Source organism: Streptomyces graminilatus (assembly GCF_001418565.1).
Classification (GTDB): Bacteria; Actinomycetota; Actinomycetes; order Streptomycetales; family Streptomycetaceae; genus Streptomyces; species Streptomyces graminilatus.
Genome location: NZ_LIQQ01000235.1, coordinates 1 through 25,629, shown reverse-complemented (window position 1 = coordinate 25,629; position 25,629 = coordinate 1). Strand labels below are relative to the sequence as shown.

18 protein-coding genes are annotated in these 25,629 nt (G+C 71.5%); 6 read left to right on the top strand and 12 right to left on the bottom strand.

The features are described from left to right. Nucleotides 1–63: 63 nt before the first annotated feature. Nucleotides 64–1,614 (top strand): multicopper oxidase family protein, encoded by a 1,551-nt coding sequence (locus AOK08_RS20430; RefSeq protein WP_055527960.1) that lies wholly within the window; start codon nucleotides 64–66, stop codon nucleotides 1,612–1,614. A 372-nt stretch (nucleotides 1,615–1,986) separates the two neighbouring features. Here AOK08_RS20430 and AOK08_RS20425 read toward each other — a convergent pair whose 3' ends face one another. The 4 genes from AOK08_RS20425 to AOK08_RS20410 form a co-directional block, all read right to left on the bottom strand. Then, nucleotides 1,987–4,779 (bottom strand): alpha/beta hydrolase, encoded by a 2,793-nt coding sequence (locus AOK08_RS20425; protein WP_055527908.1) that lies wholly within the window; start codon nucleotides 4,777–4,779, stop codon nucleotides 1,987–1,989. 285 nt (nucleotides 4,780–5,064) lie between these two features. Then, complete coding sequence (locus tag AOK08_RS20420) at nucleotides 5,065–6,846, bottom strand: S8 family peptidase (RefSeq protein WP_055527906.1); 1,782 nt, start codon at nucleotides 6,844–6,846, stop codon at nucleotides 5,065–5,067. A 633-nt stretch (nucleotides 6,847–7,479) separates the two neighbouring features. Continuing rightward, complete coding sequence (locus tag AOK08_RS20415; protein WP_055527903.1) at nucleotides 7,480–7,923, bottom strand: PIN domain-containing protein; 444 nt, start codon at nucleotides 7,921–7,923, stop codon at nucleotides 7,480–7,482. Continuing rightward, on the bottom strand, nucleotides 7,920–8,186 hold the full coding sequence (locus AOK08_RS20410; RefSeq protein WP_055527901.1) for a ribbon-helix-helix domain-containing protein: 267 nt from the start codon (nucleotides 8,184–8,186) through the stop codon (nucleotides 7,920–7,922). The genes AOK08_RS20415 and AOK08_RS20410 overlap by 4 nt, the downstream gene beginning before the upstream one ends. Before the next feature lie 301 nt (nucleotides 8,187–8,487). Here AOK08_RS20410 and AOK08_RS47450 point away from each other — a divergent pair, with 301 nt between their 5' ends. Then, entirely contained in the window at nucleotides 8,488–8,757 is a 270-nt protein-coding gene (locus AOK08_RS47450) for a lantibiotic dehydratase C-terminal domain-containing protein (RefSeq protein ID WP_241827025.1), read from the top strand. A gap of 166 nt (nucleotides 8,758–8,923) precedes the next feature. On the opposite strand, the gene AOK08_RS20400 is transcribed toward AOK08_RS47450, so the two are convergent. From AOK08_RS20400 to AOK08_RS20390, 3 genes are all read right to left on the bottom strand, one after another. After that, a complete protein-coding gene (locus AOK08_RS20400; protein WP_241827024.1) occupies nucleotides 8,924–10,114 on the bottom strand; it encodes a sensor histidine kinase in 1,191 nt (396 codons plus the stop codon). 580 nt (nucleotides 10,115–10,694) lie between these two features. Then, a complete protein-coding gene (cseB, locus tag AOK08_RS20395) occupies nucleotides 10,695–11,384 on the bottom strand; it encodes a two-component system response regulator CseB (RefSeq protein ID WP_055527897.1) in 690 nt (229 codons plus the stop codon). 85 nt (nucleotides 11,385–11,469) lie between these two features. Next, the gene (locus tag AOK08_RS20390; RefSeq protein WP_055527895.1) at nucleotides 11,470–11,928 is read right to left on the bottom strand and encodes a hypothetical protein; all 459 of its coding nucleotides are present in this window, start codon (nucleotides 11,926–11,928) and stop codon (nucleotides 11,470–11,472) included. A 353-nt stretch (nucleotides 11,929–12,281) separates the two neighbouring features. Here AOK08_RS20390 and AOK08_RS20385 point away from each other — a divergent pair, with 353 nt between their 5' ends. Further along, nucleotides 12,282–15,581, top strand: a complete 3,300-nt coding sequence (locus AOK08_RS20385; protein ID WP_422125757.1) for a S8 family peptidase — start codon at nucleotides 12,282–12,284, stop codon at nucleotides 15,579–15,581. 240 nt (nucleotides 15,582–15,821) lie between these two features. Here AOK08_RS20385 and AOK08_RS20380 read toward each other — a convergent pair whose 3' ends face one another. Further along, nucleotides 15,822–17,765, bottom strand: coding sequence for an FtsX-like permease family protein (locus tag AOK08_RS20380; RefSeq protein ID WP_107101000.1), 1,944 nt, complete (start codon nucleotides 17,763–17,765; stop codon nucleotides 15,822–15,824). A 3-nt stretch (nucleotides 17,766–17,768) separates the two neighbouring features. Then, complete coding sequence (locus AOK08_RS45845; RefSeq protein ID WP_157876736.1) at nucleotides 17,769–18,044, bottom strand: hypothetical protein; 276 nt, start codon at nucleotides 18,042–18,044, stop codon at nucleotides 17,769–17,771. A 209-nt stretch (nucleotides 18,045–18,253) separates the two neighbouring features. Between AOK08_RS45845 and AOK08_RS20375 the strand changes: the two genes are divergently transcribed. From AOK08_RS20375 to AOK08_RS20365, 3 genes are all read left to right on the top strand, one after another. Next, nucleotides 18,254–19,321, top strand: coding sequence for a CPBP family intramembrane glutamic endopeptidase (locus tag AOK08_RS20375; protein ID WP_079054152.1), 1,068 nt, complete (start codon nucleotides 18,254–18,256; stop codon nucleotides 19,319–19,321). A 145-nt stretch (nucleotides 19,322–19,466) separates the two neighbouring features. Beyond that, nucleotides 19,467–20,666: a 4-hydroxybenzoate 3-monooxygenase gene (locus AOK08_RS20370; RefSeq protein ID WP_055527891.1), complete on the top strand. Its 1,200-nt coding sequence runs from the start codon at nucleotides 19,467–19,469 to the stop codon at nucleotides 20,664–20,666. Between the two features lie 124 nt (nucleotides 20,667–20,790). Next, nucleotides 20,791–22,500, top strand: a complete 1,710-nt coding sequence (locus AOK08_RS20365; RefSeq protein WP_055527889.1) for a methyltransferase — start codon at nucleotides 20,791–20,793, stop codon at nucleotides 22,498–22,500. Between the two features lie 81 nt (nucleotides 22,501–22,581). Here the strand turns inward: AOK08_RS20365 and AOK08_RS20360 are convergent, their stop codons facing one another. The 3 genes from AOK08_RS20360 to AOK08_RS20350 all read right to left on the bottom strand — a co-directional run. Further along, nucleotides 22,582–23,328 carry a 2'-5' RNA ligase family protein gene (locus tag AOK08_RS20360; protein ID WP_198539320.1) on the bottom strand — a complete coding sequence of 249 codons (747 nt, stop codon included), beginning with the start codon at nucleotides 23,326–23,328 and terminating at the stop codon, nucleotides 22,582–22,584. Then, entirely contained in the window at nucleotides 23,325–24,734 is a 1,410-nt protein-coding gene (locus AOK08_RS20355) for an extracellular solute-binding protein (RefSeq protein ID WP_055527887.1), read from the bottom strand. Before AOK08_RS20355 ends, AOK08_RS20360 begins: the two co-directional genes overlap by 4 nt. 70 nt (nucleotides 24,735–24,804) lie before the next feature. Next, a partial coding sequence (locus tag AOK08_RS20350) for a carbohydrate ABC transporter permease (RefSeq protein WP_055527885.1) occupies nucleotides 24,805–25,629 on the bottom strand: 825 nt, incomplete at its 5' end.

Below are 25,629 nucleotides of genomic sequence, written 5' to 3'. Positions count from 1 at the left end.
GGCACCCGTGTGCCGTCTCGCGTCCGCGACCGCATGCAGCAGCTGAACAAGAGGACATACATCGTGAACAGCATCAACCGCCGCTCCGTCCTGCTCGCCGGACTCGGCGCCGTGGGAGCCGGCACGCTCGCCGCCTGCACCGACTCCGGCAGCGCGGCAGGCGGCGCCCCCGGCCTGATCGGCCCGTCCGGCTCCGCCGTCGCCCGCGTGGAAAGGGAACGGACCGGCACCGGCACCGGCCGACAGCACAGGATCACCCTGACCGCGGCGCCCGCCATGCTCGACCTGGGCGGCGGCGTCACGGCCAGGACCTGGGCCTACGACGGCCGGACGCCCGGAAAGGAAGTCCGGCTGTCCGCCGGGGACACCCTCTCCGCCGAACTCGTGAACCAACTGCCCGACAGGACCGCCACCTCGATCCACTGGCACGGCATCACCCTGCGCAACGACATGGACGGCGTGCCGCCCGCCACCCAGACCTCGGTACGGGCCGGGAGCACCTTCACGTACCGGTTCGTCGCCGACACCCCCGGCACGTACTTCTTCCACCCGCACGTCGGCGTCCAGCTCGACCGCGGCCTGTACGCCCCGCTGATCGTCGAGGACCCGCGCGAGCCGCTGGCGTACGACGACGAGTGGGTGGTCGTCCTCGACGACTGGGTCGACGGAGTCACCGGTACCCCCGACGAGGTCTTCGCCGAGCTCAGGCACGGCATGGGCGACATGGACAACATGGGTGACATGGGTGACATGGACATGGGTGGCATGTCGTCGAAGTTCATGCTCATGGGCGGCTCCGGGAGCGATCTCCTCGGTGGCGACGCCGGTGATGTGAAGTACCCGTACCACCTGGTCAACGGCCGTGTTCCGGCCGACCCGCACGTCTTCGTCGGCAAGCCCGGCCACAGGGTGCGGCTGCGGATCATCAACGCCGGCTCCGACACCGCCTACCGGGTTGCGCTCGGTGGCCACCGGCTGACCGTCACCCACACCGACGGGTATCCCGTCGAGCACCAGCAGGTGGACGCCCTGCTCATCGGTATGGGCGAACGCTACGACGTCCTGGTCACCCTCGGCGACGGCGTCTTCCCCCTGGTTGCCGCGGCCGAGGGCAAGAACGCAGGGGGTCTGGCTCTGGTCCGTACGGGTTCCGGCCGCGCACCGTCGGCGTCTGTGCGGCCGAAGGAACTCAGCGGCCTGATCATGACCGCCTCCCGGCTCCGCGCGGCCGACGAGGTGCGCCTGAAGTCCGCCAGGGTCGACGTCACGCACCAGATCAAGCTCACCGGCGGCATGATGCACTACAACTGGGCCATCAACGGCAGGCCCTTCGACATGGCCGACCCGGATGCCAACCCGATCCTGATTGAGGAGGGCCAGCGGGTGCGGCTGGACTTCGTCAACGACACCACCATGTGGCACCCGATGCACCTGCACGGCCACACGTACCAGCTCGGCGGGTCGGGTCCCCGTAAGGACACCGCGATCGTCCTGCCCAAGGGGAAGCTGTCCGTCCTCTTCGACGCCGACAACCCCGGCCAGTGGATGCTGCACTGCCACAACGCCTACCACGGCGAGGCCGGGATGATGGCGAACGTCGCGTACCGGGCATGACCTCGGGCCGGGTGGCACGCGTCATGCGGAGTGCTCGCTCGCGTGCCACCCGGTCGCTGTCGCGCGCGCGGCGCCGGTGGGCGCCACTGCCGTCGGCCGGTGCCCCCTTCGCTTCCCTTCCCGGATGACAGGCCGGGCGCTGCGGCGCCCCCACGGTCACGAGTGCGGGCCCTTCGGCTGCCCTGGGCCTGCGGGCGTGTGCTCCTGGCGGTAGGGAGACTGGCGGCGACGTTGTTGTGCGGGTACGTCCCAGGCTGTGGCCGGGGCTCGGGACGGAACGGTCTGGATCCGCGTGGCCTGGTGAAGCGCGGGGCCCGGACAGACCGGACCCCGCGCGCGCAAGAGGGGCTCGCTGTCCCCCGTACATCCTGCTTACGGCCTGTCCAGCACCGCCCCCGTCAGTACCGGGCTGCCGGGCAGCGGGTCGGCGTGCCGGTCGGTCAGGACGAGGCGGACGGACTCGGTCGGCTCGGCCGCCTGGTCCCGTACCGTCGGTACGGTGAAGTCCACGCCGGTGCTGCCGGGCGGGATGTGCGGCCATACCCACAGCTTCGCGGCGGACAGCGGGCGCTCGGGGTCGGGCACGTCACCGGACGATTCCCTGAGCCACCGCGGGTCCACGTCCTTGGTGGACAGTTCGGCGCCCTCGGTGACCGGAAGCACCAGCACCGGCTGGTAGATGTCCGTCTGCGCGGGCGCGTCGATGGACAGCCGCCAGGTCAGCGTCTCTCCCTCGGTCACCCGGTCCGTGACCGGCGTCAGGGTGACCGGCGGCTCGGGGTCGTCGTTCTGGACGGAGAGCCCGCCCCGGTGCTTGCCGACGACGGCGTTGCGGACGGCCTTGACGGCGATGTCGTGATCCACGTCGTCGTCGTAGACCGTGTCGCCCTTCACCTTCACCGGCACGTCGATGGCGTGGCTGCCGGGCCGTACGGTCACAAGGCGGTTCTCGGTCCGGCCGCCGTTCCGGGCGAGGACGTACACGCGGACCTGCCCGCTGCCGTGCCCGCTGACAGTGACCGGGATCCGGTAGGTGCGGGTGCCCGAGTCGCCCTCCTTGACGGTCGTGCGGCCGACGTCGACTCGCGGCAGTACGGCCTCCCGTACCGCCGGAGTGCCGGGCGCCCAGCCCCAGGCGTCCATCAGCCAGGCCCGCCCGGACCGCGAACGGGGCGTCAGTTCAAGGGACTTGACATGCGTGAGATCGAGGCCGGCCCGGGTCGCGGCGGACAGCGGGACGCGCAGTTCCTGAGCCCAGTATGAGGCGGTGCTCGCGGTGCCCGGGAGCCCGTCCGCCCGGACCGAACCCAGCGTCACCCGGCGGGCGGCGGAGTCGGTGACGGACACGTCGAACTTCGTACCGGTCGTGTTCGGCGGTACGAAGACCCGGAGCGCGAGCTGCCGGTAGCCGCGCAGGGAGAGCGGTTTGGGTGGGGTGACGCGGGCGGCCGTGCCCGGCGCGGACCATTTCAGATCCACCGCGCCACGACCTGCCTCCTGTGCCGTCACCCACGACGCGAAGTGCGGTGACGATCCGCGGGTCGCCGGGCTCAGACAGGCCACGGCCGGGTCGGGGTCGACCGCCGAACACGGCCGGGCGCCCGTCACCCTCGCCCCGCCGTCCGGCAGGAAACCGCCGCTGCGGCGCCCGCCGACCGCGTGGGTCAGCACCCGCGCCGGGTCCGCGGACGGCGCCCGCCTGCCGGAACCGTCGAGCAGCGGACGTACCCGGTCGTCCCCGGCGAGGAAGAGCCGGGCCGCGGCGGCGATGTACGTGGCGCCCGCCTTGTGCTGCTGGGCGGCGGTCAGCCGGGTCGCGGCACCCGGCGCGCACACCGGGTCCGGATGCTCCGGGTCGGACAGGAAGTCGTCCATGGCCGGTGCGACGGCCTCGCCCGGGGTCCACTCACTGTTGAAGTAGTTGTGGTTGGCGCCGACCATGTAGACCGCGCTGTGCAGTGCCGTGCCCCCGCCGGTCCCGCGCGTCCCGTCGACGTAGTTCTCGCCCTCAAGGTCCGACACGTCGCCGTCGCAGCCCGGCAGCAGCGTCACGGACGGCACGTCGGCGACCGGGTTCTGGCCGAAGATCGTCGGTCCGATCAGCACGGTCCCGCGTATCTTCCAGCGCACCGGGCCCCGGTAGCCGTCCTCGGCGGCCGGCGGCGGGTAGAGGCTGTCCATGGCGGCCCGGTTGACGCCCTCGCCGCCGCGCGAGTGACCGACGAGCAGGACCTGGGAGAGGTCCACCTTCGGCGCCTCGCGTACGACGGCCGGGGCGGAGGAGCGACGGGCGTTCCAGTCGGCCCAGCGGGCGAGGTGCTGCCGTACCAGCGAGGAACGCGCCTGCGCGCCGGAGTCCTCGGCCTCGTGGTCCTGGGCGTTGATGCTGTTCGCCGAGATCGACACCGTCACATAGCCCTGGGAGGCCAGCAGTCGCTGGTCGCGCAGATAGCCGAGGTGGCTCGGGATCGGCTTGTAGCCGTCCGCGCAGGGCCAGTCGCCGGTCACGTCGTCCTCGGAGTCGGAGTCCGGCTTGAAGCAGCTGTCGTGACGGCCGTGCAGGAACAGCGCGAGCGGCCGGCTGCCGGTGGCCCCCTTCGGTGCCACCACCTCGGCGGTCATCTCCACCGGGGTGCCGAACCCGGGCAGGCGCACCGGGTCGAGGTCGTACCTCCCGGTGACCGTGCGGTACGAGCCGGGTCTGCCCGGATCGACGGCGTTGGCCGGCGCCATGCTCGCGGGCGTACGTGCGACACGCGGGCCGGACCCGTGCCGCGTGCCGTCGGGCGTCGCGTCCAATCTCCGCCCCGAAGCGGTTACTTGAAGGTCCGTCAGCTGGTCGGGCAGCGCCGCCTCACCGAGGGCGAGCCGGAAGGTACGCCCGTCCCGCGCCGGCTTCGGCACCCCGAGCAGCCGGTCCCCGGCACGGAACTCGACCCGCGCATCGCCCATGGGCACGTCTCTCGGCGCCCGCCAGACCAGCTCACGGGCCCCGCCCTCCCCGTCGATCCGCCACCCCGGCGGGAACGGGTCGCCGACGCCCGGCGCGCTCAGCAATCCTGCTTCCGCCGCGTGCGGCGATTCAGCCTGCGCCAGTCCGGGCGCCCCCGCCAGGGCCGCCAGCACCGCCACGGCGGTCACACCTGTTCGCCGGGCACGGATCAATGGCCTACTCCTCAAAACCCCGTGCGCAGACGTCCCGTCGGTCCTGGGCGCCTCCCGCGTCACGTAGGAGGGGGAGGGGCGCCTGTGGGTTGTCTGTGGGTTGTCTGTGGGTTGTCCGTGTGGAGGCGCCGGTGGCGGGTGGGCGATGCGATCTGGCCAGGCGCGTGTTGTGAGTGAAGGCTCCGTTCCCGGCTTGGGAGCGGAGCCTTCACTGTCACTGAGCGGTCACCTCTGCCGACCACCAGTTCGCAGCCCCGGCCGAACAGGCCGCGGCCCGCCTTGCCGCTAGAAGGTCAGGTTCCAGGCGTCGATCTTGCCCGTGTCGGAGGCGGCGTTGTCGTTGACGCGCAGCTTCCAGGTGCCGTTCGCGACCTCCGAGGAGGCGTCCACGGTGTAGGTCTGGGCGATGTCGTCGGCGCTGCCGCCGGCGCGGTTGTGCAGCGTGTAGACGGTGCCGTCCGGCGCCACCAGGTCGACCTTCAGGTCACCGATGTAGGTGTGCTTGATGTCCACACCCACCTTGAGGGTGGCCGGGGCGTTGCCGGTCACGCCGGTGACGGTGATCGGGCTCTCCACGGTCGCGTTGTCGTTGATGGCGAAGTCCGCGAGGTTCTCGAAGTACTTGCCGGGCGGCGGGGTGGCCCCGACGGCCTTGAGGGCGTCGACCTGTCCCTCACCGAAGAACGAGTTGTCGGCCGTCGTACCCGTGCAGCGGCTGTCCGAGGGGCAGGCGATGTCGTTGGCCTGGGCGGCCAGCTTGGCGCGGATCTGCGCCGGGGTGATGCCCGGGTTGGCGCTGGCGATGAGCGCCGCCACGCCGACCACGTGCGGGGTGGCCATCGAGGTGCCGCTCTTGCTGCCGTAACCGCCGCCGGGGACGGTCGAGTACACGTTGCTGCCCGGCGCCGAGACGTCGATGACGCCCTGTCCGTAGTTGGAGAACGAGGCCTTGGTGACGCCCGTGCCGTTGGCCGCGACCGTGACCACGCCCGGCAGCTCGGTCGGGATGTCGAGGCAGGCGTTGGTGATCGTGCGGGTGACCGGCGTCGAGTCGTTCGGGCTCGCGGAGTCGGTCGTCTTGTGGGCGAGGTCGTAGTTCTCGTTGCCCGCGGCGGCGATCTGGAGGGAGCCCTTGCTCTCGGCGTACTCCTGGGCGCGCTTGACGCCCTCGATGATGGCGGCCTGGTCGATGTTGTCCGGGCAGTTGAACTGCCACGGGTCCGTGTAATAGCTGTTGTTGGTGACCTTGAAGCCGTGGTCACCGGCCCAGACGAAGCCGCAGATGGTGTTCTCGGCGAAGAAGAAGGAGTTGCCCGGCTCGGCTACCCGGACCGCGGCGATCGTCACCCCGGGGGCCACGCCGACGACGCCCTTGCCGTTCTTGGCCGCGGCGATGGTGCCCGCCACGTGGGTGCCGTGCGTGTCTACGTCCCGCCAGGCGCCGACACGGGTGTCGGGCTTGCCGTAGGCGCAGGAGACCGAGTCGGCCGCGTCGAAGTTGGGCGCGAGGTCCTGGTGCTGGTCGTCCACACCGGTGTCCAGGATGCCGACCTTGACCGAGGCGGAGCCCGGGTTCACGGCCCACGCCTGGTCGGCCTTGATCTGGCTCATGTCGGCCCGGACCGGTTCTCCGGCCGGGGTCGCGGCCTGCGCCGGATTGGCCGGGAGCGCCGGGTTGTAGGCGTCGGCCGGGACGTCCGAGGTACGCGTGGCACCGACCTGCTGCACACCGGCGACACCGCGCATGGCGGCGGCGAATCCGCTGGACGCCGAGTGGGCGACGATCACGCCGATGGCGTCGAAGTCCGAGAAGACGGTGCCGCCGTTGGCCGCGATCGCGGAGCGGACCGCCGCGGTGTCACCGGGGGCGGTGATCACGAGGTAGGCACGCGTGCCGGCCACCCAGGCCGCACTCCGGGAAGCCTGCACGGCGGCCGGAGCATGGGCCTTCGCGGCCGGCGTGTGGGCCTTGGCGGCCGGCGCGGTGGAGGGGGCGACGGGGAGCGTGCCCGCGAGGGCGCCCGGGGCGCCGAGCGCGAGGGCGGCACCGAGGGTGGCCGCCAGCACCAGCGTGCGTCTGGATCGGCTCGATATGTGGGGTATCAATGCGTCCTCCGAAGACGGCCCGGACGTGCTCATGACATCAGCCGGGCCGTACGAAACAAGTGGTGGATGCAAGATGTCAGACGGGTCCTCGTGTACGGAAGTACCTTTCCGTGCCGCGAAGTTATGGGGGCGTGGCTGAAAATCGCCGCTGGGGGTGCCGGCGCGGTACCGGATGGTCACCACCGCGCGGACGCACGGGGTGATCGCTCCCTCCGCGCGTATCGAGCAGACCAGGCGGCGGCCGACCCGGCCGCGCGTCGAGAGGCCGGCCGACCGCATCACCCTGCCGCGGGCCGGACGGACCCGGATGTGGTTCCCCACGGCGCACGACGTGCGACTCGCCTCCGAGCGGCCGAAGATGCGCGGGCACCGGCCCTCCAGGGCCTGGATCCCCGAGGTCCGCCATCCGACATCCGACATCCGATCGGAAGCGGCGAGGCCGTCATCCCCGGCCGAGTCCCGCCGTCAGCGTGCCGGCAGGACTCTCCATCCATGCGGGCGGGATTGTCATCCAGACCTGTACGGAGACCGCGCATCGCCCGCGCACCGGTGGGGCCCGGTTCGCCTGGAACCCGGTTCCGAGAGCGTCTCGTGTCAGAGCGGAAGGTCGTCGGGCAGTACCCGGAACGCCTTGTGCCGGCCCAATGGGCGGACTGCCCGGAAGTCGCGTCGGTCGAGGGTGAGGATCGCGTCGGTGTCGTACTCGGCGGCGAGGGCCACGTTCACGGCGTCGGCGAGGTCCAGGTCGAGCGCACCGTTGCGGGCTCGGACGGACTGGGCCTCACCCAGGTGGTGTTCCGTGATCTCGGGCATCACGACCCGGCCCCGGCTCATCCAGCGCCGCAGGTCGTCGACCGCGCTGACGGCGGCTGCGCGTCCCAGCTCGCGCGTCGCCACATGGTCGAGTTCCGCCAGCAGGAGCGGGGACATGACCAGGAGACCGGCCGCCATGATCGCCTCGTTCGCCGCTACGTGCTCCGGGTGTGTCGAGTCAAGGGCGGCCAGGAGGCCGGACGTGTCCGCGATGACGATGATCACGCGGCGGTTCCGGGACCCGGGTCGGTCTCGCGCCGGACAGCGTCGGCGACCGCGTCACGGACCTCGGCCTTGGACGGCGTACGCCCCGGCCCCTCGAAGGTGCGGGAGAACAGCGGCTCGTCCCAGACACGGTTCGCCATGGCCGCGAGATGGATCCCCTGCCGGATGATCTCGGCCTCGCTTATACCCCGGCGCTTGGCGGCCTCCTTGATGATCGCCAGGTCCTCGGGGTCGGCGTAGACGTTGGTGCGCTTCATGGACATGTACCAAGGCTAGCCCATGTACCAGATTGGTGTATGTGCCGAGAGGGATCCACGAATCCCTGGTTGCACGATCCCGATTCAGAGGCACGGCGTCGCCACCTCTGGGGAGATTTCTGGGTCGAGCACGGCATCCCCGCACTTCCCGAACCGGACGAACTCGACCTTCTCCTCGACCGCCCACCCAGCGAGATCGCGGACCACTTGCGGAGCGCGATGCGGGCGGTGTTCCAAGCGGCCATGGGCGCGGGTCGAAGCCAAGCGCCCTCTGCCCAGCGATGTTCCGCCGGAGCGGGTGACCGCGATGACCGGCAAGGTGTGCGAACTCCTGATGGCCGACCCCGAGCCCGCCTTCACCGTTGGCAACTCACTGGCTTCCCTGGCGGATTGGGCCGATGCGGTGCAGCACTGCGGCCAGGCCCTCGGAGACGCCGGCCGCGACGGACGGCTTGCACTCGCCACCCGTGGTGTCCTCGCCCGCCACATCCTCTTCCACTGGAACCGCATGGGCTTCACCCAGCGCCAACAGGCCATCTGGTCACGGGCGGCACGGGAAGCCATCCTCGGGAATTGACCGCATGTTCCTTGGCACACCCCCTACCCTGCTTGGCGGCGAGGGCTGCGTGCCCTGGTGATCAGTAAGGCGCAGGCTGCTACGGAAGAACAACTGACTGATCGCATCCGACCGCACCCTCGCGGAACAGCCCTTCATCACCGACCCCGATGCCGCCGAGGGGTGATCAGTCCGTCGGCAGCCGCAGTTCCGTCTCCGCGCCCCCGTCCAGGCAGTTGCGGAAGGTCAGGCGGGCGCCCAGGAGGCGGGCCTGGCCGGTGGCGATGGTCAGGCCGAGGCCGGTGCCGCCGGTGCTGGAGCCCGTACGGAAGCGCTGGGGGCCGGAGGTGTTCAGCACCGCGAGCAGGTCGGCCGGGAAGCCGGGGCCGTAGTCGCGGACCCGGACCACCGGGCCGTCGACCTCCACCTGCACGGGTGGGGCGCCGTGCCGCAGGGCGTTGGTGGCCAGGTTGGTGAGGATCCGTTCGACGCGGCGCGGGTCGGTGGAGACCACCGCGTCCGCCACGACCTGTACGTACACCTCGTCGAGCCCGGCGACCGCCCGCCGGGTCATCGCGCTCACCTCGCGCTCCTCGGTCTCGACCGCCGCGACCTGGGAGTCCATCCGAGCCACTTCCAGTACGTCCTCCACCAGCCCGCGCAGCTTCTGCACGCTGCCCGCCATCAGCTCGGACACCCGGCCGGGCGGCAGCAGGCCGACCGCCGCCGACATGCCCGCGACCGGTGTGCGCAGTTCGTGCGCGATGTCGGCGGTCACCCGGCGCTCGGCCTCCAGCCGGGCGCCGAGCGCGTCCGCCATGGTGTTGACGGAGGCGGCGAGCCGGGCGATCTCGTCGCGGCCGTTCGGGCTGACCCGGGCGTCGAAGTCGCCCTCGGCGATGCGTTCCGCCGTACGCGCGGCGACCGTGGCCCGGCGTCCTATCCGCACCCCCAGCAGCAGTCCCGCCAGGGAGACGAGGACGGTGACGCCCGCGCCCGTGGCGAACAGCGTCCCGTCGAGGGCGGCCAGGGACCGCACCTCGGGGGCGTACGAGCGGCTGACCGCGAGCACCTTCCGGTCCGCGATCCTGGTCGCCGCCCACAGCACCGGTCCCTTGCCGCCCTCCCGCAGGTAGGTCACCCGGACGTTGTCCCGCACGGCCCGTGCCACCGGGGCGGGCAGGTCACGGGGGTCGAGCCTGGCGTCCGACTGGCGTCCATCGGCGCGGTCGCCGGCGGCGCTCATCAGCTCCTGGTCCAGGCCCGAGCGGGCCGTGGCCAACTGGTCGGCGGCGGTGGTCCGGTGGACCAGCAACCCGATGGACCCCGCCACGCAGATGGCCGCGGCGGCGACGGCCAGGGCGACCTTCGCTCCCACGTTCAGGGCGAGCCGCCGGGCGGAAGGGCGTTTCGCCGCGTGCCTGCTCGTGGTGGGGCGACTCGTGGTGGGGCGACTCGCAGCGGGGCTGCTTTCGGCGGCGCTGCTTGCGGCAGCGCTGCTTGTGGCGGCACTACTTGTGGCGGCACTACTTGCGGCAGCGCTACTTGCGGCGGCACTGCTTGCGGCGGGACGGTTCACGGCAGACGTGTGCTCTGCGGGCCTGTTCTCGGCAGGCCTGTTCTTGGCGGACCAGTTCTCGGCGGGTCCGTTCTCGGCGGACCAGTTCTCGGCGGGTCCGTTCTCGGCGGACCAGTTCTCGGCGGGTCCGTTCTGGGCGGGTCCGTTTTCAGGTGGGCGGCTCACGGCAGGTCTGCTTTCGGCGGGCGGCTCATGGCAGGTCTGCTTTCAGCCGGGCGGCTCGCAGCGGGCCTGTTCTCGGCGGGGAGACTCACGGCCGGGCGGCTCGCAGCGGGCCCTCTCCCGGCGGGGCGGCTCACAGCCGGCCTGCTTTCAGCGGGTCTGTTCTCGGCGGGGCGGCTCGTCGGCCGCCGTCTCAGCGGGCTCATCAGCGGTCGTCTCATGGGCGCAACTTGTAGCCGAAGCCGCGCACCGTCTCGATCCGCTCCCGGCCGATCTTCGCGCGCAGGCGCTGTACGTGGACGTCCACCACCCGGGTGTCACCGGACCAGGCGTAGTCCCAGACCCGCTCCAGGAGTACGTCCCGGGAGAGTACGGTCCCGGGCGCGGCGGCGAACTCGCTCAGCAGTTTCAGCTCGGTCATGGTCAGCGAGAGCGGTTTCCCGGCCCGGCTCGCGGTCAGGGACACCCGGCAGAACTCCAGGTCCCCGAAGGACTGGCGCGGGCTGAGCGCCGGCTGCTCGGGCGGCTGCTCGACGGGGGCCGCCCGGCGCAGCAGGGAGCGGATGCGGGCCACGAGGACCGGGGCGTCGAAGGGCTTGGTGACGTAGTCGTCGGCGCCCGCCTCCAGGCCCATCACCACGTCCAGCGGGGAGTTGCGGGCCGAGATCAGCAGCACGGGCACCCCCGACTCCTCGCGGATACGGCCGGCCAGGCTCACTCCGTTGAGGCCCGGCAGCATGATGTCGAGGACGGCCACGTCCGGATGACGTTCCCGGAAGAGTTCGAGCCCGGTCAGGCCGTCGGCCGCGGCACGGACGCCGTAGCCGCGCTCCTCCAGTGTGAGCCGCGTGGCCTCCCGGATCAGCTCGTCGTCCTCGACCAGCAGGATCTCAGGAGCGGCGTGCATCGCGTTCTCTCTCCGATTCCCTGTCAGGTGCCCTGTCAGGTGCCCTGTCAGGTGCCCTGTCCGGCGGTCCTCTCCGGTGCCTTGCTCACGCATCCGGTACTTCCAGGTCCGTGCTGTCGTTGCCCTGCAACCAGTAAGGCAAGGGGGGATGTACGGGGACAAGGTTCAGATGGCCGTAGAACGACACGCCCTCGCGCCTGACCAGATCACTCAGGACAACCTTGACCGGGACTCTCCGCGGGTGGTTGCCACTCCCCGTGCAGCCGCCCAGGCAGGTCACGTCGAGGACAGTTCCGGTGGCCCGGGCCCGGGGCGAGCCCCAGTCCCGCCACTTCAGCCCGGTCAGGGTGACGCGCATGGTCGGGTCGACCTCCACGGGGTGCTGCCAGGCCCGGCCGTACCAGTCCGTCACGTACACCGGCCCCGTCGAGGGGATCCTCGTCGCCGCCGGGCCCTCTACCCGTACGCCGCCGTCCACCCCGCCGCAGGCGGTCAGGAAGACGGCCGACACGGCGCACGACAGCACGAGTCTGCGTATCCGCATCCCTGCTCCTTCCGCCGGGTCGCCGGGTCGCCGGGCCATGGGCAGATCACTGCCGCACACATCGCAGGTCATGGTACGGCCGGGTGGTGTCGGCCGTTCAAAGGTGGCGTCGGCCTCGATCCGCCACGGCCGTCTGCCCGCTGTTCTCGCCCGCTGTTACCTGGCACAGGCCCTCTGACCTGCGTATGTAACAGCCACCCATCAGTGCGTGATCGACATCGATACGTCACCGCCGTACAGCGGACGACCAACCGTGCTTCCGCGTCGCTACGTTCATTCCGACCGGTGCGACCCGGCACACCAGAGCACACACACCAGAGCACGCACCAGAGCACACCAGACCTGGGGGAACCTTGCGCAGGAAAACGAAGGCCGCGTTCGTCGGTACGGCCGCCGCGACCGTGGTGGCGGTCCTCGCCTCGGGAATGTACGGCTCGGCACAGGCGACGCCCGTGCACGCCGACAACGGGGCGCCCGCCACGCACCGCATCACCCTCGTCACCGGTGACCGTGTCCTCGTCAGCGCCAAGGGCAGTGTCGTCGGCATGGAGCGGGCCGCGGGCCGCGAGCGGATCCCCGTACAGATACGGACGATCGACGGGCACGTCCACGTCATACCGACGGACGTCGCCGCGATGGTCGCGAGCGGCAAGCTCGACATGCGGCTGTTCGACATCACCGAGCTCAACAAGGCGGCCAGTCTCAGGAGTCAGCACACCGGCCTGAAGGTCATCGTCGACTACAAGGGCACGGCACGCGCCATGAAGGCCGAGGTCCGGGACACGGGCATGGTCCAGCGGACCTTCCAGGCCCTGGACATGGACGCCCTCGTCACGCCCACCGACGAGGCGCCGAAGCTGTGGGACACCCTCACCGACGGCGACACCCTCGCCTCCGGCATCTCCCATGTCTGGCTCGACGGCATCCGCAAGGCCAGCCTCGACAAGTCCGTGCCGCAGATCGGCGCGCCCACGGCCTGGGCGAAGGGCTACGACGGCAAGGGTGTCAAGGTCGCCGTCCTGGACACGGGACTCGACGCCACTCACCCCGATCTCCAGGGCCAGGTGATCGCCACCAAGAACTTCAGCACGGCCGCCGGCACGAACGACGCCCAGGGCCACGGCACGCACGTCGCGTCCACCATCGCGGGTACCGGCGCCCTGTCCGGCGGCAAGTACAAGGGGGTCGCCCCCGGGGCGAAGCTCCTGATCGGCAAGGTCCTCAACGACAAGGGCGAGGGCAACGACTCCGGCATCATGGCCGGCATGGAGTGGGCCGCCGAGCAGGGCGCCGACGTCATCAGCCTCAGTCTGGGCGGCGCCGACACCCCGGGCGTCGACCCGATGGAAGCCACCGTCAACCGGCTCTCCGAGACGAAGGGCGTCCTCTTCACCATCGCCGCGGGCAACGAGGGCGAGCAGGGCTCCAGGACCATCGACTCCCCGGGCGCCGCCGCCGACGCCCTCACCGTCGGCGCGGTCGACGGCCACGACGAACTCGCGAGCTTCTCCAGCACCGGCCCCACCGCCGACGGCGCCCTCAAGCCCGATGTGACCGCGCCCGGCGTGGGCATCACGGCGGCGGCGGCCAAGGGCAGCGCGCTCGCCAAGCAGGTGGGCGAGAACCCGCCCGGGTACATGTCGATCTCGGGTACGTCGATGGCGACCCCGCATGTCGCGGGCGCCGCCGCCATCCTCAAGCAGGAGCACCCGGACTGGACCTTCCGTGAGCTGAAGGGCGCGCTGATGGGCTCGGCCAAGGGCGGCGACCTGCCGCCCTACGCGCAGGGTTCGGGCCGTATCCAGGTCGACAAGGCGATCGCCCAGACCGTGGTCGCCGAGCCGGCCTCGGTGAGCTTCCCGCTCCAGCAGTGGCCGCACACCGACGACACCCCGGTCACCAGGAAGGTGACGTACCGCAACACGGGCACCACGGACGTCACGCTGAACCTGTCGGCCACGACCCGCAACCCCCAGGGCCGGACCGCCCCGGCCGGCTTCTTCACCCTCGGCGCGAAGACGGTCACCGTCCCGGCCGGCGGCACGGCGGACGTGGACGTCACCGTCAACACCAAGCTGGGCGGCACGGTCGACGGCGGGTACTCGGCGTACGTGACGGCCACGGGCGACGGCCAGAGTGTCCGCACCCCGCTGGGAGTCGAGCGGGAGACGGAGGCGTACAACGTCACGCTGAAGTACGTCAACCGCCCCGGGCAGCACCCGGTCCACATCAGCAGCCTGGCGATGGCCTTCCGGGGCGGCGGCGGCTACTCGAACGTGTCCAGCGACGACACGGTCACCTTCCGCGTCCCCAAGGGCCCGTACATGCTCGACACGGCCAGCATGAAGAACCCGGAGACGACCGAGGGCGGCGTCGACTGGCTGGCCCAGCCCGTGCTGGACATCAAGAAGAACACGACGATCACGCTCGACCTGAACACCACCCGTTCGTCCGACATCACCGTGCCGGACAAGACCGCCAAGCCGCTCCAGGCCATGGTGCTCTACAAGAACGTGGCCGTGAACGCGGCGAACGGTCTCCTGATGCCCACCTTCTCCGACATCCGGGTCGCGCACGTCGGCCCCGAGATGCCCTCCGGCCTGACACAGATCTGGTCCGGGCAGTGGACCAAGGGCAGCGGCGCCGAGTACGACACCGTCGGCGGCTCCGAGGTGACGAAGGTCGGGACGCGCGTCCACCACTACAAGGCGAGCGAGTTCGCCACGGTGAAGGCCGGTCTGGGCGCCTCGACGCCCGGGAAGACCGGCGCGCTCTCCCTGACCGTCGGCACGAACGTCGGCAACGGCTTCCACGTCCCCGTCAACCAGCAGCTCCCCGCCACCCGGACCCTGTACCTGTCGTCGGGTGACGGCTCCGAGTGGTACTTCAACCTCATGCAGTTCTCGGGGAAGGTGGACGCGGACGGCGTGCGGCTCGTGGACTCCGACGCCAACTCCAGTGACTACCTGAGGTTCACCGGCGGCAGGACCTACGAGAAGACGTTCAACGCGGCGGTGTTCGCCCCGCACGTGGTGCCCGAACTGCTCGGCGTCTTCCACAGCGAGGACGGGATCTACGGCCGGCTGCCCCTCTTCGCCGACGGCCAGGGCCATGAGGCGCAGTCAGATCTCACCTCGGCGCGCACGACACTGTTCCGCAACGGCCAGAAGGTCGGGTCGAACACCGACGCGCTCACCGGCGCCGCCGTGTTCAAGGTCCCGGCCGGCGAGGCCTCGTACACCCTGACCACGTCGGCCACGCGAAGCGCCCAGGTCCAGGCCGCCTCCACCCGGGTCGACGCGAGCTGGACGTTCCGCTCGAAGCGGCCGACCTCCGCCCTGCCGACCGAACTGCCCGTCTCCACGGTCCGCTTCGCACCGCGGACGGGCCTGGACGGCCGGGTCGCGGCCGGGCAGACGGTCACCTACCCGGTCACCGTCGAGGGCGCGGCGAAGGGCCAGAACCTTCGCTCGCTCGCGGTGTCCGTGTCGTACGACGACGGCAAGACCTGGACGAAGACCACCGTCCAGAACGGAAAGATCACCGTGAAGAACCCGGCGAAGGGCAAGGGCATCTCCCTCCGCGCCAAGATCACCGACAAGAAGGGCAACACGTCCACGATCTCCGTGCACAACGCCTACTACGGCAAGTGAGCGCGTAGGCAGGCAGGTACAAGTGGGCAACTGAGCAAGCGAGTCAGGCCGCGGTTCGCACACGCGGATCGCCGGCACCGGTCACTGACGCAATCGCTGAACGGGCCGGTCTCCCGGAAGCATGCTTCCGGGAGACCGGCCCGTGGCGCGTTCGGTGGCCGGTTCGGTGGCCGGGTCGGCGACCGGGTCGCCCACGGCCGGATCAGCCGACCCGGCGACGGCCCGGCGACTGCCGCGCCTTCAGGCCGCCCTCCTCGCGTACTGCTTGCGTACGCCGGACATCGGGTGCGCCGTGACGGCGGCGGGCAGCGCGACCGCCAGGACCGAGGCGGCCAGTACACCGACGGTCCAGGGGACGTCGACGGCCGGTACGGCGCCGGTGCCCAGGATCACGGACAGCGGGACGAGACACGCGCCCGCCGTGACAGCGGCCAGCGCCACACCGACGACCGTCGCGCCCGCCGCCTCGTACAGCACGCAGCGCAGCAACTGGAAGCGGCCCAGGCCCATGGCCCGCAGGTGTGCCCGCTGGGCCCGCCGGTCGCGCTGGGCGAGGGAACTGGTGTTGGCGGCGGCCAGCAGCGCGTACCCCGCGACGACGGCCACGACCAGCCGTGCGGCCAGGTCGTCGGCCGCGTTGCGCGGGGTGAGGTCGTCCAGGTACGAGGTACGGGAGGCGACCTTCTGCCCCCTTCCCCGGGGCCAGTCGTCCGCCGGTCCGGTGAGCAGGACACGGTCGGCGTACGCGGCCGGGGTGTGCCGCAGGGCGGCAGACCGTGCGACGACGAACTCGGGGAAGGCCAGGTCCCGTTCGTAGACGGCCACCAGGGTCAGCGTCTGCGGGGAGCCGTCCGCCAGGGCCAGTCTCACTCGCTGGCCCAGCCGCCAGTGGTGTCCGTCGGCCTGCATGGCACCCGCCGCGAAGGTTCCCCGGCCCACGGCGGACATACGGCCTTCCCGCACGCCGAGGTCCAGCACCCTGGACAGGGAGCCGCCGTCGGCGCCCCACGCGCGGGTGGCCACCGGCCGGTCGTCGTACCAGGTGGGCGGGGCGGTGACCTCCGTCGCCACCAGCGCGGTCGCGCTCCCTCCGGAGAACGCCGGTGCCGTCGCGGGGAGGCGGGTGCCGGGCTCGGCGGTGACGACCGCGTCGGCGCGCAGTCCTTCCTCGTACTGCCGCTGCACCGCCTGCCCCATGGTGGCCCCGGCGCCGAGCAGGGACACGGCGATACCGACGGAGAGGAGCACCGGCACCGCCAACGCCGTCGTCCGGGCGGGCGTCTCCCGCAGTCCCGCCGCCGCGATACGCCCGACACGCCGGTCCAGGAGTCGTATCGCCAGCGCTGTCGGGCGGACGAGGGGCGGCACGATCCAGGGGGCGAGCACGGCCAGCACCGGGATCACCGTCAGCGCGACCCCGGGGGCCATCGCGGCGCGCAGGGTCGCCGGGACGTCCATGAACGCCATGACGAACAGCAGGGGGGCGCACATCGTCACCAGCAGCACGAGGCCGGTCACCAGGCGCCCTGTGCTCCGGGTGGAGGCCATGGACAGCTCCGCGTCCCGCAGCAGGGCGGCGGGACCGATCCGGCCCGCGGCCAGCACGCTCGCCAGGGCCGCGAGTACTCCGACCCCCGCCGTGACGAAGCGGACGGCCGCCGCCGTCGCCCAGGTCTGCCCCGGGGAGGGGAGCGGGGTCCCCTCGGGGAACAACTCCCGGGCCAGCAGCACCCGTTGCCCGAGCCGCGCCAGCGGGACCATGCCCACGGCCGCGCCCAGAGCCGCCGATACGAGACCGAGCCGCGCCACGTCGAGGGCGACCAGGCCACGCAGCCGGCCCGCGGTGACTCCGAGCGCGCGCAACACGGCGAACTGGGACAGACGCTGACCGGTCCAGAGCGAGACGGTGGATCCGGTCACCAGCACCGCGCACATCAGCAGCAGGGACATCAGCAGCGACAACAGGTTCTGCGCGTCCTGCGCGGCGGCCTCCGCCACCGAGTTCTCCGGATGGTCCGGCAGGCTCACTCCGATGAGCAGCAGCACACTTGCCCCCAGTCCGGCGGCGGTCGCCGCGCAGGCCAGCGCCGCGCCCGCCACTCTGCCGGGGTAGGCCCGGACCTCGGCGACGAACAGCTGGCGCATGCCCGCCGAGCCGGAAAGGGGACTGGTTAACACGGGCATGGTTCATGTCCTCCGTGGGAGCGATGAGCTGGAACAGGAGCTGGGCTTGGGCTGGGGCTGAGGCCGGGGCTGGGGCCCGCTTTCAGGCGGTGCGTCCGGTGTCTGCCGTCGGCGGCCCAGCGCGGCCGTCTCGACGACCGTCGCACCGAGGACGGCGACCAGCACGCCCGCCCCGGGCAACTCCTCGACCGACAGGACAGCCCCGGGCCACAGCCAGGCGACCTGCCCGGCCGCGAGCAGCACGGGAAGCAGCCAGTTGCGTATCGTCGTCGTCTCCATGTCCGCACGAGCGTAGGGCGGGGGTGCCTCGGCCGGCACCGGCCCCCGGTACCCAGGTGTACTCAGGACCCAGGTGTGCTCAGGACCCGTGTGCTCAGGACCCGTGTGCTCAGGGCCCAGGTAGGGAGTCGCTCTCCACCCTCCGGCAGAGGCGCCGATCGTGCCTGCGGGCGATGCGGGGGCGCGGGCCCGCCGGGAGGATTCTCCTCATGACGAACCCGCTCGACGCCGCCCCGATACCCGCGCGCCTGCCCGAATCGGCCCCCGGACCACTGGCCCCCGGACCACTTTCCGAGCCACTCGCCTATCACCGCATGGCCCATATCTCGGCGGCACGCCATCGATGGTGGCGGGCCGTGCTCGGCACCGGGTTCGTGGCCATGGGGAGCGTGCTCACGGCGGTGGTGCTGTACGGCGCCGCCGAGGCCGTGGGAACGGCCGTCGGCTATCCCGAAGCCCGGGACGGGACCGTCGAGTTGGGCCCGGTGTCGGGCACCGCGTTCGACCTGCTGGCGATCGCCTCCGCGATTCCCGTCGTCCTGCTCGCGGTGCTCTGGATCGGCCGCCGCCCGGCGGGCACGGTCTCGGCCGTGACGGGCGGACTGCGGTGGCGCTGGCTGGGGTGGTGCGTACTGGTGGCCCTCCCCGCCCTCGCCGTGACCACCGGCGCCATGTTCCTGCTGCCCGCTGACGACGGGCCGCCCGCGCGGTGGGCGGGCTGGGAGGTCTTCGGCCCGGCCCTCGCCATGCTGGTTCTGCTGGTGCCGTTGCAGGCGGCGGCCGAGGAGTACGTGTTCCGGGGCTGGCTCACCCAGGCGTTCGGCGGTTTCCTGCGCTCCCCCTGGCCCGCGCTCGTGCCGCAGGCCGTCCTGTTCGCCGCCGCGCACGGCTGGGGCACGCCGTGGGGCTTCGCCGATCTGGTCGTGTTCGCGATGGTCGCGGGCTGGCTCACCGTACGTACCGGCGGACTTGAGGCGGCCATCGGGCTGCACGCGGTGAACAACCTGCTGGCCTTCGGTGTCTCGGCCGCCGTCGTCGACGGCCTCAAGAGCGACGACACGGCCGCGGACGCGCCCTGGCAGATCGTCGCCCTCGACCTGGCCGGCATCGCCCTGTACGCGGCGGCCGTCCTCTGGCTGGCCCGCCGCCGCACCCCGACCCGCACGGTCCCCGCACCACAGGCACCGGTGCCTCCGCTCCCGGGGCACTTCGCCGCGTATCCCCAGGGTGCGGTGGCCGACCCACAGCGGTACGGGAAGGCCGACAGCACCGGCTGAATCACCGCTTGATTCACGGTGGTTCACAGTGATTCACCGTGAACCACCGGCTGAATCACCAGCCGAGTCGACAACACATACGAACCCACTCCTACGGGTGATCATTGTCAGATAGGCCACTTCAAGCCACCTAATATCGCATCTCGTGACAGACGGACAGACCGGTAGAGCGACCGATGTACTAATCCTCGGGGCAGGGCCGGCCGGGCTTGTGCTGGGCAATCTCCTTCAGGACAGCGGCATCGACTGCGTCGTCCTGGAGCGTGCCGAGCGCGCGCACATCGAGACGCGGGCGCGTGCCGGATTCCTGGCCGCCAACACGGTACGGATCCTGGAGCGGCACGGGCTGGCCGAGGGGCTGCGGCGGCGCGGACAGGCCCACAGCACCTGCGAGTTCCGCACCGAGGACGGCCGGTTCCGGCTCGACTACAGCGGGCTCGGACGCGGTGAGTCGCACACCGTCTATCCCCAACAGCACCTGGTCACCGATCTGTTGACGCGATTCCTGGCAGCGGGCGGGCGGATCGACTTCGCCACCGAGGCAGTTGCCGTCCTCGACACCGACACCGACCGGCCCTCGGTGGCGGTGCGCGAGGCGGACGGGCGGCCCGGCCAGTGGCGGGCGCGATACGTGGCCGGCTGCGACGGACGGCACGGCGCGGCCCGCCGCTCGCTGCCGGCGGGCTCCGTACGCCGTCACCACCGCGACCACGGAGTGACCTGGCTCGGGCTGCTCGCCGAGGCACCGCCCAGCCTGGACGCCGTCGGATACGCGGTGCACGAGCGGGGTTTCGCCGGGCACATGGCGCGTACGAGCGACGTCACCCGGTACTACCTCCAGTACGAGCACGGCACGGGCGCCGACGCCTGGTCCGAGGAGCGGATCTGGGACGAGCTGGAACTGCGGATGCGGGCACCGGAGTTCGGCCCGCTGCACCGTGGCCGTATCGCGCGGCGAGCCGTCGTCGACCTGGAGTCCGACGTACTCGAACCGCTGCGCCACGGCTCGCTGCTGCTGGTCGGCGACGCCGCCGGCCTGATCAGCCCCTCCGCGGCCAAGGGCGCGAACCTCGCTGTCCTGGAAGCGGAGTTCGCCGCCCGCGCCCTGCTCGACGCCCTTGTACGCGGCGACTCCGACGGTCTCGACGCCTACTCGGCGCGCTGTCTCGCGTACATCTGGCGGGCGCAGGAGTTCTCGGCCTGGATGATCGGGCTGCTGCACGGCCCGTCCGGCTCGGACGGCGCGTCCCTGTTCCACAACTCCTTGCGGCGCTCCCGCATCACGTCGCTGCGAACGTCACGAAGCCAGCAGGACTGGTTCGCCGAGCACTACGTCGGCGTATGAGGTCCGGCGTCTGCCTCTTCCCTTGCGCTTCCCCTTCTCTTCGCTCCTCTTCTCTTCCCTTCTCTTCCTTTTCCTCCACTGCCGCATGCCCCCATTCCGCACACCTGAATGAGGATTTCCGTAAATGATCACGACGTCGGCGGACGACACGTCCCGCCTGCTCGCGACGGTCGACTTCGTCAAGGAGCAGGACGCCGTCACGCTGCTCCCACTCCTCTTCCCCGGTCTCGACGGCCCCGAGCTGCGGAGTCTCGTGGAGCACTGCCGCTTCTCGCACGCCGCGCTGCTCGTCTTCCCGTCCGGTGAGGCGGAGTTGCACGCCCTGCTCGGCGACTGCGGGCTCGTCACCACCGCGCCGCCGCGAGCGAGTGTCGTCGTACGCGACCGGCTCGCCGTACGGCACCGGAGACGGGCGGCCGAACTGGACGTGGGGATCCTGCGCCCGGCGGTGACCTGCGCGGACGGGGAGCGACGGATGGTCGAGGTGTTCGCGCTGACCGTGCCACCCGGATCGGACCTGGACACCCTGGCCGCGTACGAACGGGAACGGCAGCACGAGGCACACGTCGCCTTCGACGTACCGGCACCCGACCCGCTGGTGCTGCGCGGCCTGTGCGCGACCTTCGCGCGCTACGGCGCCGTCCCGGACGGCGGCGGCTACAACCCGCACGAGAACGGCACGGTCCTCTACTTCCGCGCGCCCGCCGAGGCCAAGGCCGGCTACCGGAGCGTGGAGTTGTACGTCCCCGGCGACCACCGAGACGTACTCGCCGCCCACCTCGACCAGCACCGCGCCCAGCAGCCAGCGGAAACGCTCCTGCGCCTGCTCACCGGGGCGTGGACGACCCAGGCGCTGGCCGCGTTCGCGCAGCTCTCGGTGCCCGACGCCATGGACACCGAACGGGGCGTCGATGTCGGGGAGTTGGCGGGGAAGGTCGGCGCACAGCCGCGGAACCTCGCCACGCTGCTGCGCTACCTGGTGATGCTGGGCGCGGTGACGGAGGGCCGCGACGGCTACCGGCTCACCGGCCTCGGCGCGCTGCTGCGCGCGGACGCCCCGGGGTCGATGCGGGCACTGGCGCTGATGTACGGCGGCCCGTTCTACGAGTCCTTCGCCGGGCTCGAACACACCGTACGCACGGGGGAGGTCGCCTTCGAGCACCTCTTCGGCGAGAACCACTTCGACCACTTCGCCCGCGATCCCCGACTCATGGAACTCTTCGACCGCTCCATGGCCGCCGGGGCCGCCATGTTCGACCCGGTCCCCGCGCATCCGGCGTTCAGCGCGGCGGCCCAGGCTCCGGCGGGGGCCACGGTGGTCGATGTCGCGGGCGGCAACGGGGAGTTGCTCGGCCGCGTCCTCGCCGCGCACCCTCGGCTGACCGGGGTCCTGCTGGAGCGTCCGCACTCCGTCGAGGCCGCCCGCCTGCGCCTGGCGGCGGCCGGTCTCGGCCCGCGATGCGAGTTCCTGACCGGTGACTTCGCGGACGTACCGGCGGGCGGTGACGTCTACGTCCTGTCCCGCGTCCTGCACGACTGGGACGACGAGCGCTGCCGCGAGATCCTGCGCCACTGCGCCCGCGCGATGCCCGACCACGCGGATCTGCTCGTCGTCGAACGCGTACTGCCGTCCGACGGCTCGGTGTCGCTGGCGACCGCCTGGGATCTCCACATGATGTGCAACGTCGGCGGACGCGAACGGCACACCGACCACTACGCCCGGCTGTTCGCCGACGCGGGCCTCACCCTGGTGGACCTGTCCCCGCTGCCCCTGGACGGCAATGTCCTGCACGTCAGGAAGGCCACCAACCGGCCGACCCTAGAGCGGAGTTGACGGGAACGGAGGGGAGAAGGGTAACGAGCACCGCCGGTCCATGTCCTCCTGGACGGACCGGCGGTGTCCCGTGCGCGACGGTCAGCGGGGCAGCCGCCAGGTGTGGACGTGCTCCCAGGTGAGGGTCTGCCACCAGCGGCCCGTCCAGTCGTCGCTGCGGGTGCGGTAGAGGGCGACCGTGTCCCCGGGGAAGCTCGCCGGGAAGGCCACGGGCAGCCCGTCGATGTACTCCTCGACCTCTTCGGACAGGTCGGGGCGTACGTACATGTCGTGCGAGACCAACGACAGGTGCGCCGAGAAGGTGTCCCGGTCGAACCGGTGCTCGGCCGGGTTCGGCGCGGGGGCCTCCAGGTGGGTGACGGCCTTGTCGACCCGGGCGGCGAGTTCGGTGAGGTCGGGGTTCGGCGTACGGCCGTCGGCGAGATGCTGGACGTCGTACACCAGGCCCACGCCCAGCCGCCGGACACCCGCGTTGTGCACGGTGAAGGCGGACACCCCGGCCAGCGCCCGGGTCACCGAGTCGACGATCTCCTCGACGGGCGCCGTGAGGTGCCGGCTGCCGATCAGGGTCGCGTGCGGCGGGAACGCGCCGGCCGACACGATCCCGTACTGCGCCCGCAGTTGGGAGGTCACGGTGGTGACGGCGAAGCAGGTCGCGGGGTCGGGGCGGAGGTAGACGCCGTAGCGGTACGGGTCCCCGTACGCCTGCGCGAATCGCGCGGACGGCAGAGCGGGGACGAGGGCCGGGGTCGGGGTCTGAATCGGGGCCTGGGGCTGGGTCCGGGGCTGAGTGGTCTCGGTGTTGGTGGTTTCGGTGTTGGTGGTCACTGTCCTGCCTGCTTCCGGTAGCTCTGGATCTTGGCGGTGGCCGACTTCTCGGCCGACTTCAGGGCGCTGTCGATGGGGGTCCGGCCGCCGAACGCCTCCTGCATCGCCGACACGACCTCGGCGCGTACGCCCGTCATCGCGCCGGTGAGGCAGCCGGAGGTGGCCGTCGTGGCCGGGGTGTCGGTGAACTGCCTGCCGAGCACGGCGTACGGCTCGTTCTTCGCGAGGAACTGCTTCCACGTGGGCGAGTTGTCGACGCCGGTGTTGATCGGGGCGTAGCCGGACGCCTCGGCGAATCGCTCCTGCGCCGGGGCGGACGCCAGGTAGCTGATCAGCTTCCAGCTCGCCACCTGCTCGGCCTTGCTGTGTCCGGCCTGGTCCACCCACATCGCGGCACCGCCGATCGCGGCACCGGACGTGCCCTTCGGGCCGGAGAGGGGGTAGGGGAGCGCGGTGTAGCCGGTCATGCCGGCCTCCTTGAGGCCGCCGATGGCACCGCTGGAGTTGAACATCATCGCGGTCTTGCCGGCGGCGAAGGCGGACAGGGCGGCGCTGCCGTCGACGCCGGTGTTGAGCGCGACGCCGTCCGTGGCGAGCTTGGCCATGGTGCCGATCGCGGCCCGCTGCGGCGCGCTGGTCAGCGTCAGCGCCGTGGCGCCCTTGCCCTTGCGGCCGTTGTCCGGCGTGCAGTAGGGGACTCCGGCGGCGGCCGTGAGCTGCTCGAACCACCAGCCGTCCAGGGGCATGTCGATGCCCTTGACCCCGGCGACCTTGGCGTGGACCGCGCGGGCCGCCGCCGCCACGCCGTCCAGCGTGCCGAGGGTGGAGCGGTCGACGCCCGCCCGGTCCAGCAGCTTGTCGTTGACGTACAGCAGGGGCATGGACGTGTTGAGCGGTACGGCGAGCAGCTCGCCGTCGGCCGTGTAGTAGTTGCGCGCCGCCGGGCGGAGCTGGTCGAGGTCCAGGTCCTTCGGGTTGGCGGCGGCCATCGCCTGGGCGGAGACGGTCTGCTTGGTGTCGCGCAGATAGCCGGTCGTGATGTCGTTGGAGACCATGACGCTCGGGGTGCCGCCGTCGCGGATCGAGGAGGTGTACTTGGCGATGGCGTCGGCGTAGCTGCCCTGGAACGACGCCTTCACCACGATCTTCCCGGCGTTGGCCTTGTTGAACGCGTCGATCTCCTGCTGGAGCGCCACACCGGCCGGCCCGCCGACCCCGTGCCACAGGGTCACGGTGACCGGCCCCTTGGCCGCCGCCAGCGCCGAGGCTCCCGGTGCGGTCCCGGTGGCGGCCTGCTCGCCGGAGCCGGAGCCGGAGCCACAGGCGGTGAGCGTCGAGGCGGTGACGGCCGTCAGGAGGGCGGCGAGGACGGGCAGTCTGCGGGGGCGCGGAAGAGGTGAGGACATGGATGGCATGACGGATCGTCTTTCTTCTCAGTGAAGTTCGGGTGTGGTTGTGGAGGGCGGTGAGCGGTGGTTACGTGGTGACCCGTGCGGCCAGGCCCCGTACCAGGAAGCGCTGCCCAAAAAGAACAAGCAGCAGGGTCGGCAGCAGGACGAGCAGGGTGCCGGCGTAGATCACGGCCGGGCTGGTGGCCTGGTCGACGACGAGCTGGGCGAGGCCGACCTGGATGGTGCGTCGCTGGGGGGAGTCGGTGATCAGCAGCGGCCAGAAGTAGCCGTTCCACGCCGACAGGGCGCACCACATCGCCGCCGTGACCAACTGCGGTCGTGCCATGGGCAGTACGACGTGCAGCAGGGCCCGCAGTTCACCGCAGCCGTCGAGCCGGGCGGCCTCCCAGGTCTCCCTCGGCAGCGCGAGGAACGCCTGGCGGAGCAGGAAGACCGCGTAGCCCGCGGCCAGGTACGGGATGACGATCCCGAGCAGGGTGTCGCGCAGCCCGAGCGCGGTGGCGGTCTCGAAGTTGGGGATGACCAGGCTCTCCCCTGGGAACGCCAGGGTGGCCAGCACCACCCCGAAGGCGATGCCCCGGCCGCGCCAGCGGGGGAACACGAGCGCGTACGCGGCCAGGGCGGCGGTGACGAGCTGGGCGGTCGCCTGGAGGACGGTGGCACCGACACTGACCAGGTACTGCCGGGCCAGCGGGGCGGAGGCCAGCGCCTCGCGCACATTGCCCAGGGTCAGCCGGTCCGGCACCGGGACGAGACGCCCTGCGGCGACGTCGCCCGGCGGGAGGAGGGCGGTGACGACGGTGACGTAGACGGGGAAGGCGACGAGTACGACCACGGCGCCGAGCCACAGCCAGCGCAGTACGGAACCGGCCCGGACGCGGTTCCCGCC

Coding starts and splice junctions, on each gene's coding strand:
- AOK08_RS20410 (WP_055527901.1), bottom strand. CDS start 8,186: ATGTCCATGAAGCGCACCAACGTCTACGCCGACCCCGAGGACCTGGCG.
- AOK08_RS47450 (WP_241827025.1), top strand. CDS start 8,488: ATGACCGGCAAGGTGTGCGAACTCCTGATGGCCGACCCCGAGCCCGCC.
- cseB (WP_055527897.1), bottom strand. CDS start 11,384: ATGCACGCCGCTCCTGAGATCCTGCTGGTCGAGGACGACGAGCTGATC.
- AOK08_RS20390 (WP_055527895.1), bottom strand. CDS start 11,928: ATGCGGATACGCAGACTCGTGCTGTCGTGCGCCGTGTCGGCCGTCTTC.
- AOK08_RS20380 (WP_107101000.1), bottom strand. CDS start 17,765: ATGCCCGTGTTAACCAGTCCCCTTTCCGGCTCGGCGGGCATGCGCCAG.
- AOK08_RS45845 (WP_157876736.1), bottom strand. CDS start 18,044: ATGGAGACGACGACGATACGCAACTGGCTGCTTCCCGTGCTGCTCGCG.
- AOK08_RS20375 (WP_079054152.1), top strand. CDS start 18,254: ATGACGAACCCGCTCGACGCCGCCCCGATACCCGCGCGCCTGCCCGAA.
- AOK08_RS20365 (WP_055527889.1), top strand. CDS start 20,791: ATGATCACGACGTCGGCGGACGACACGTCCCGCCTGCTCGCGACGGTC.
- AOK08_RS20355 (WP_055527887.1), bottom strand. CDS start 24,734: ATGTCCTCACCTCTTCCGCGCCCCCGCAGACTGCCCGTCCTCGCCGCC.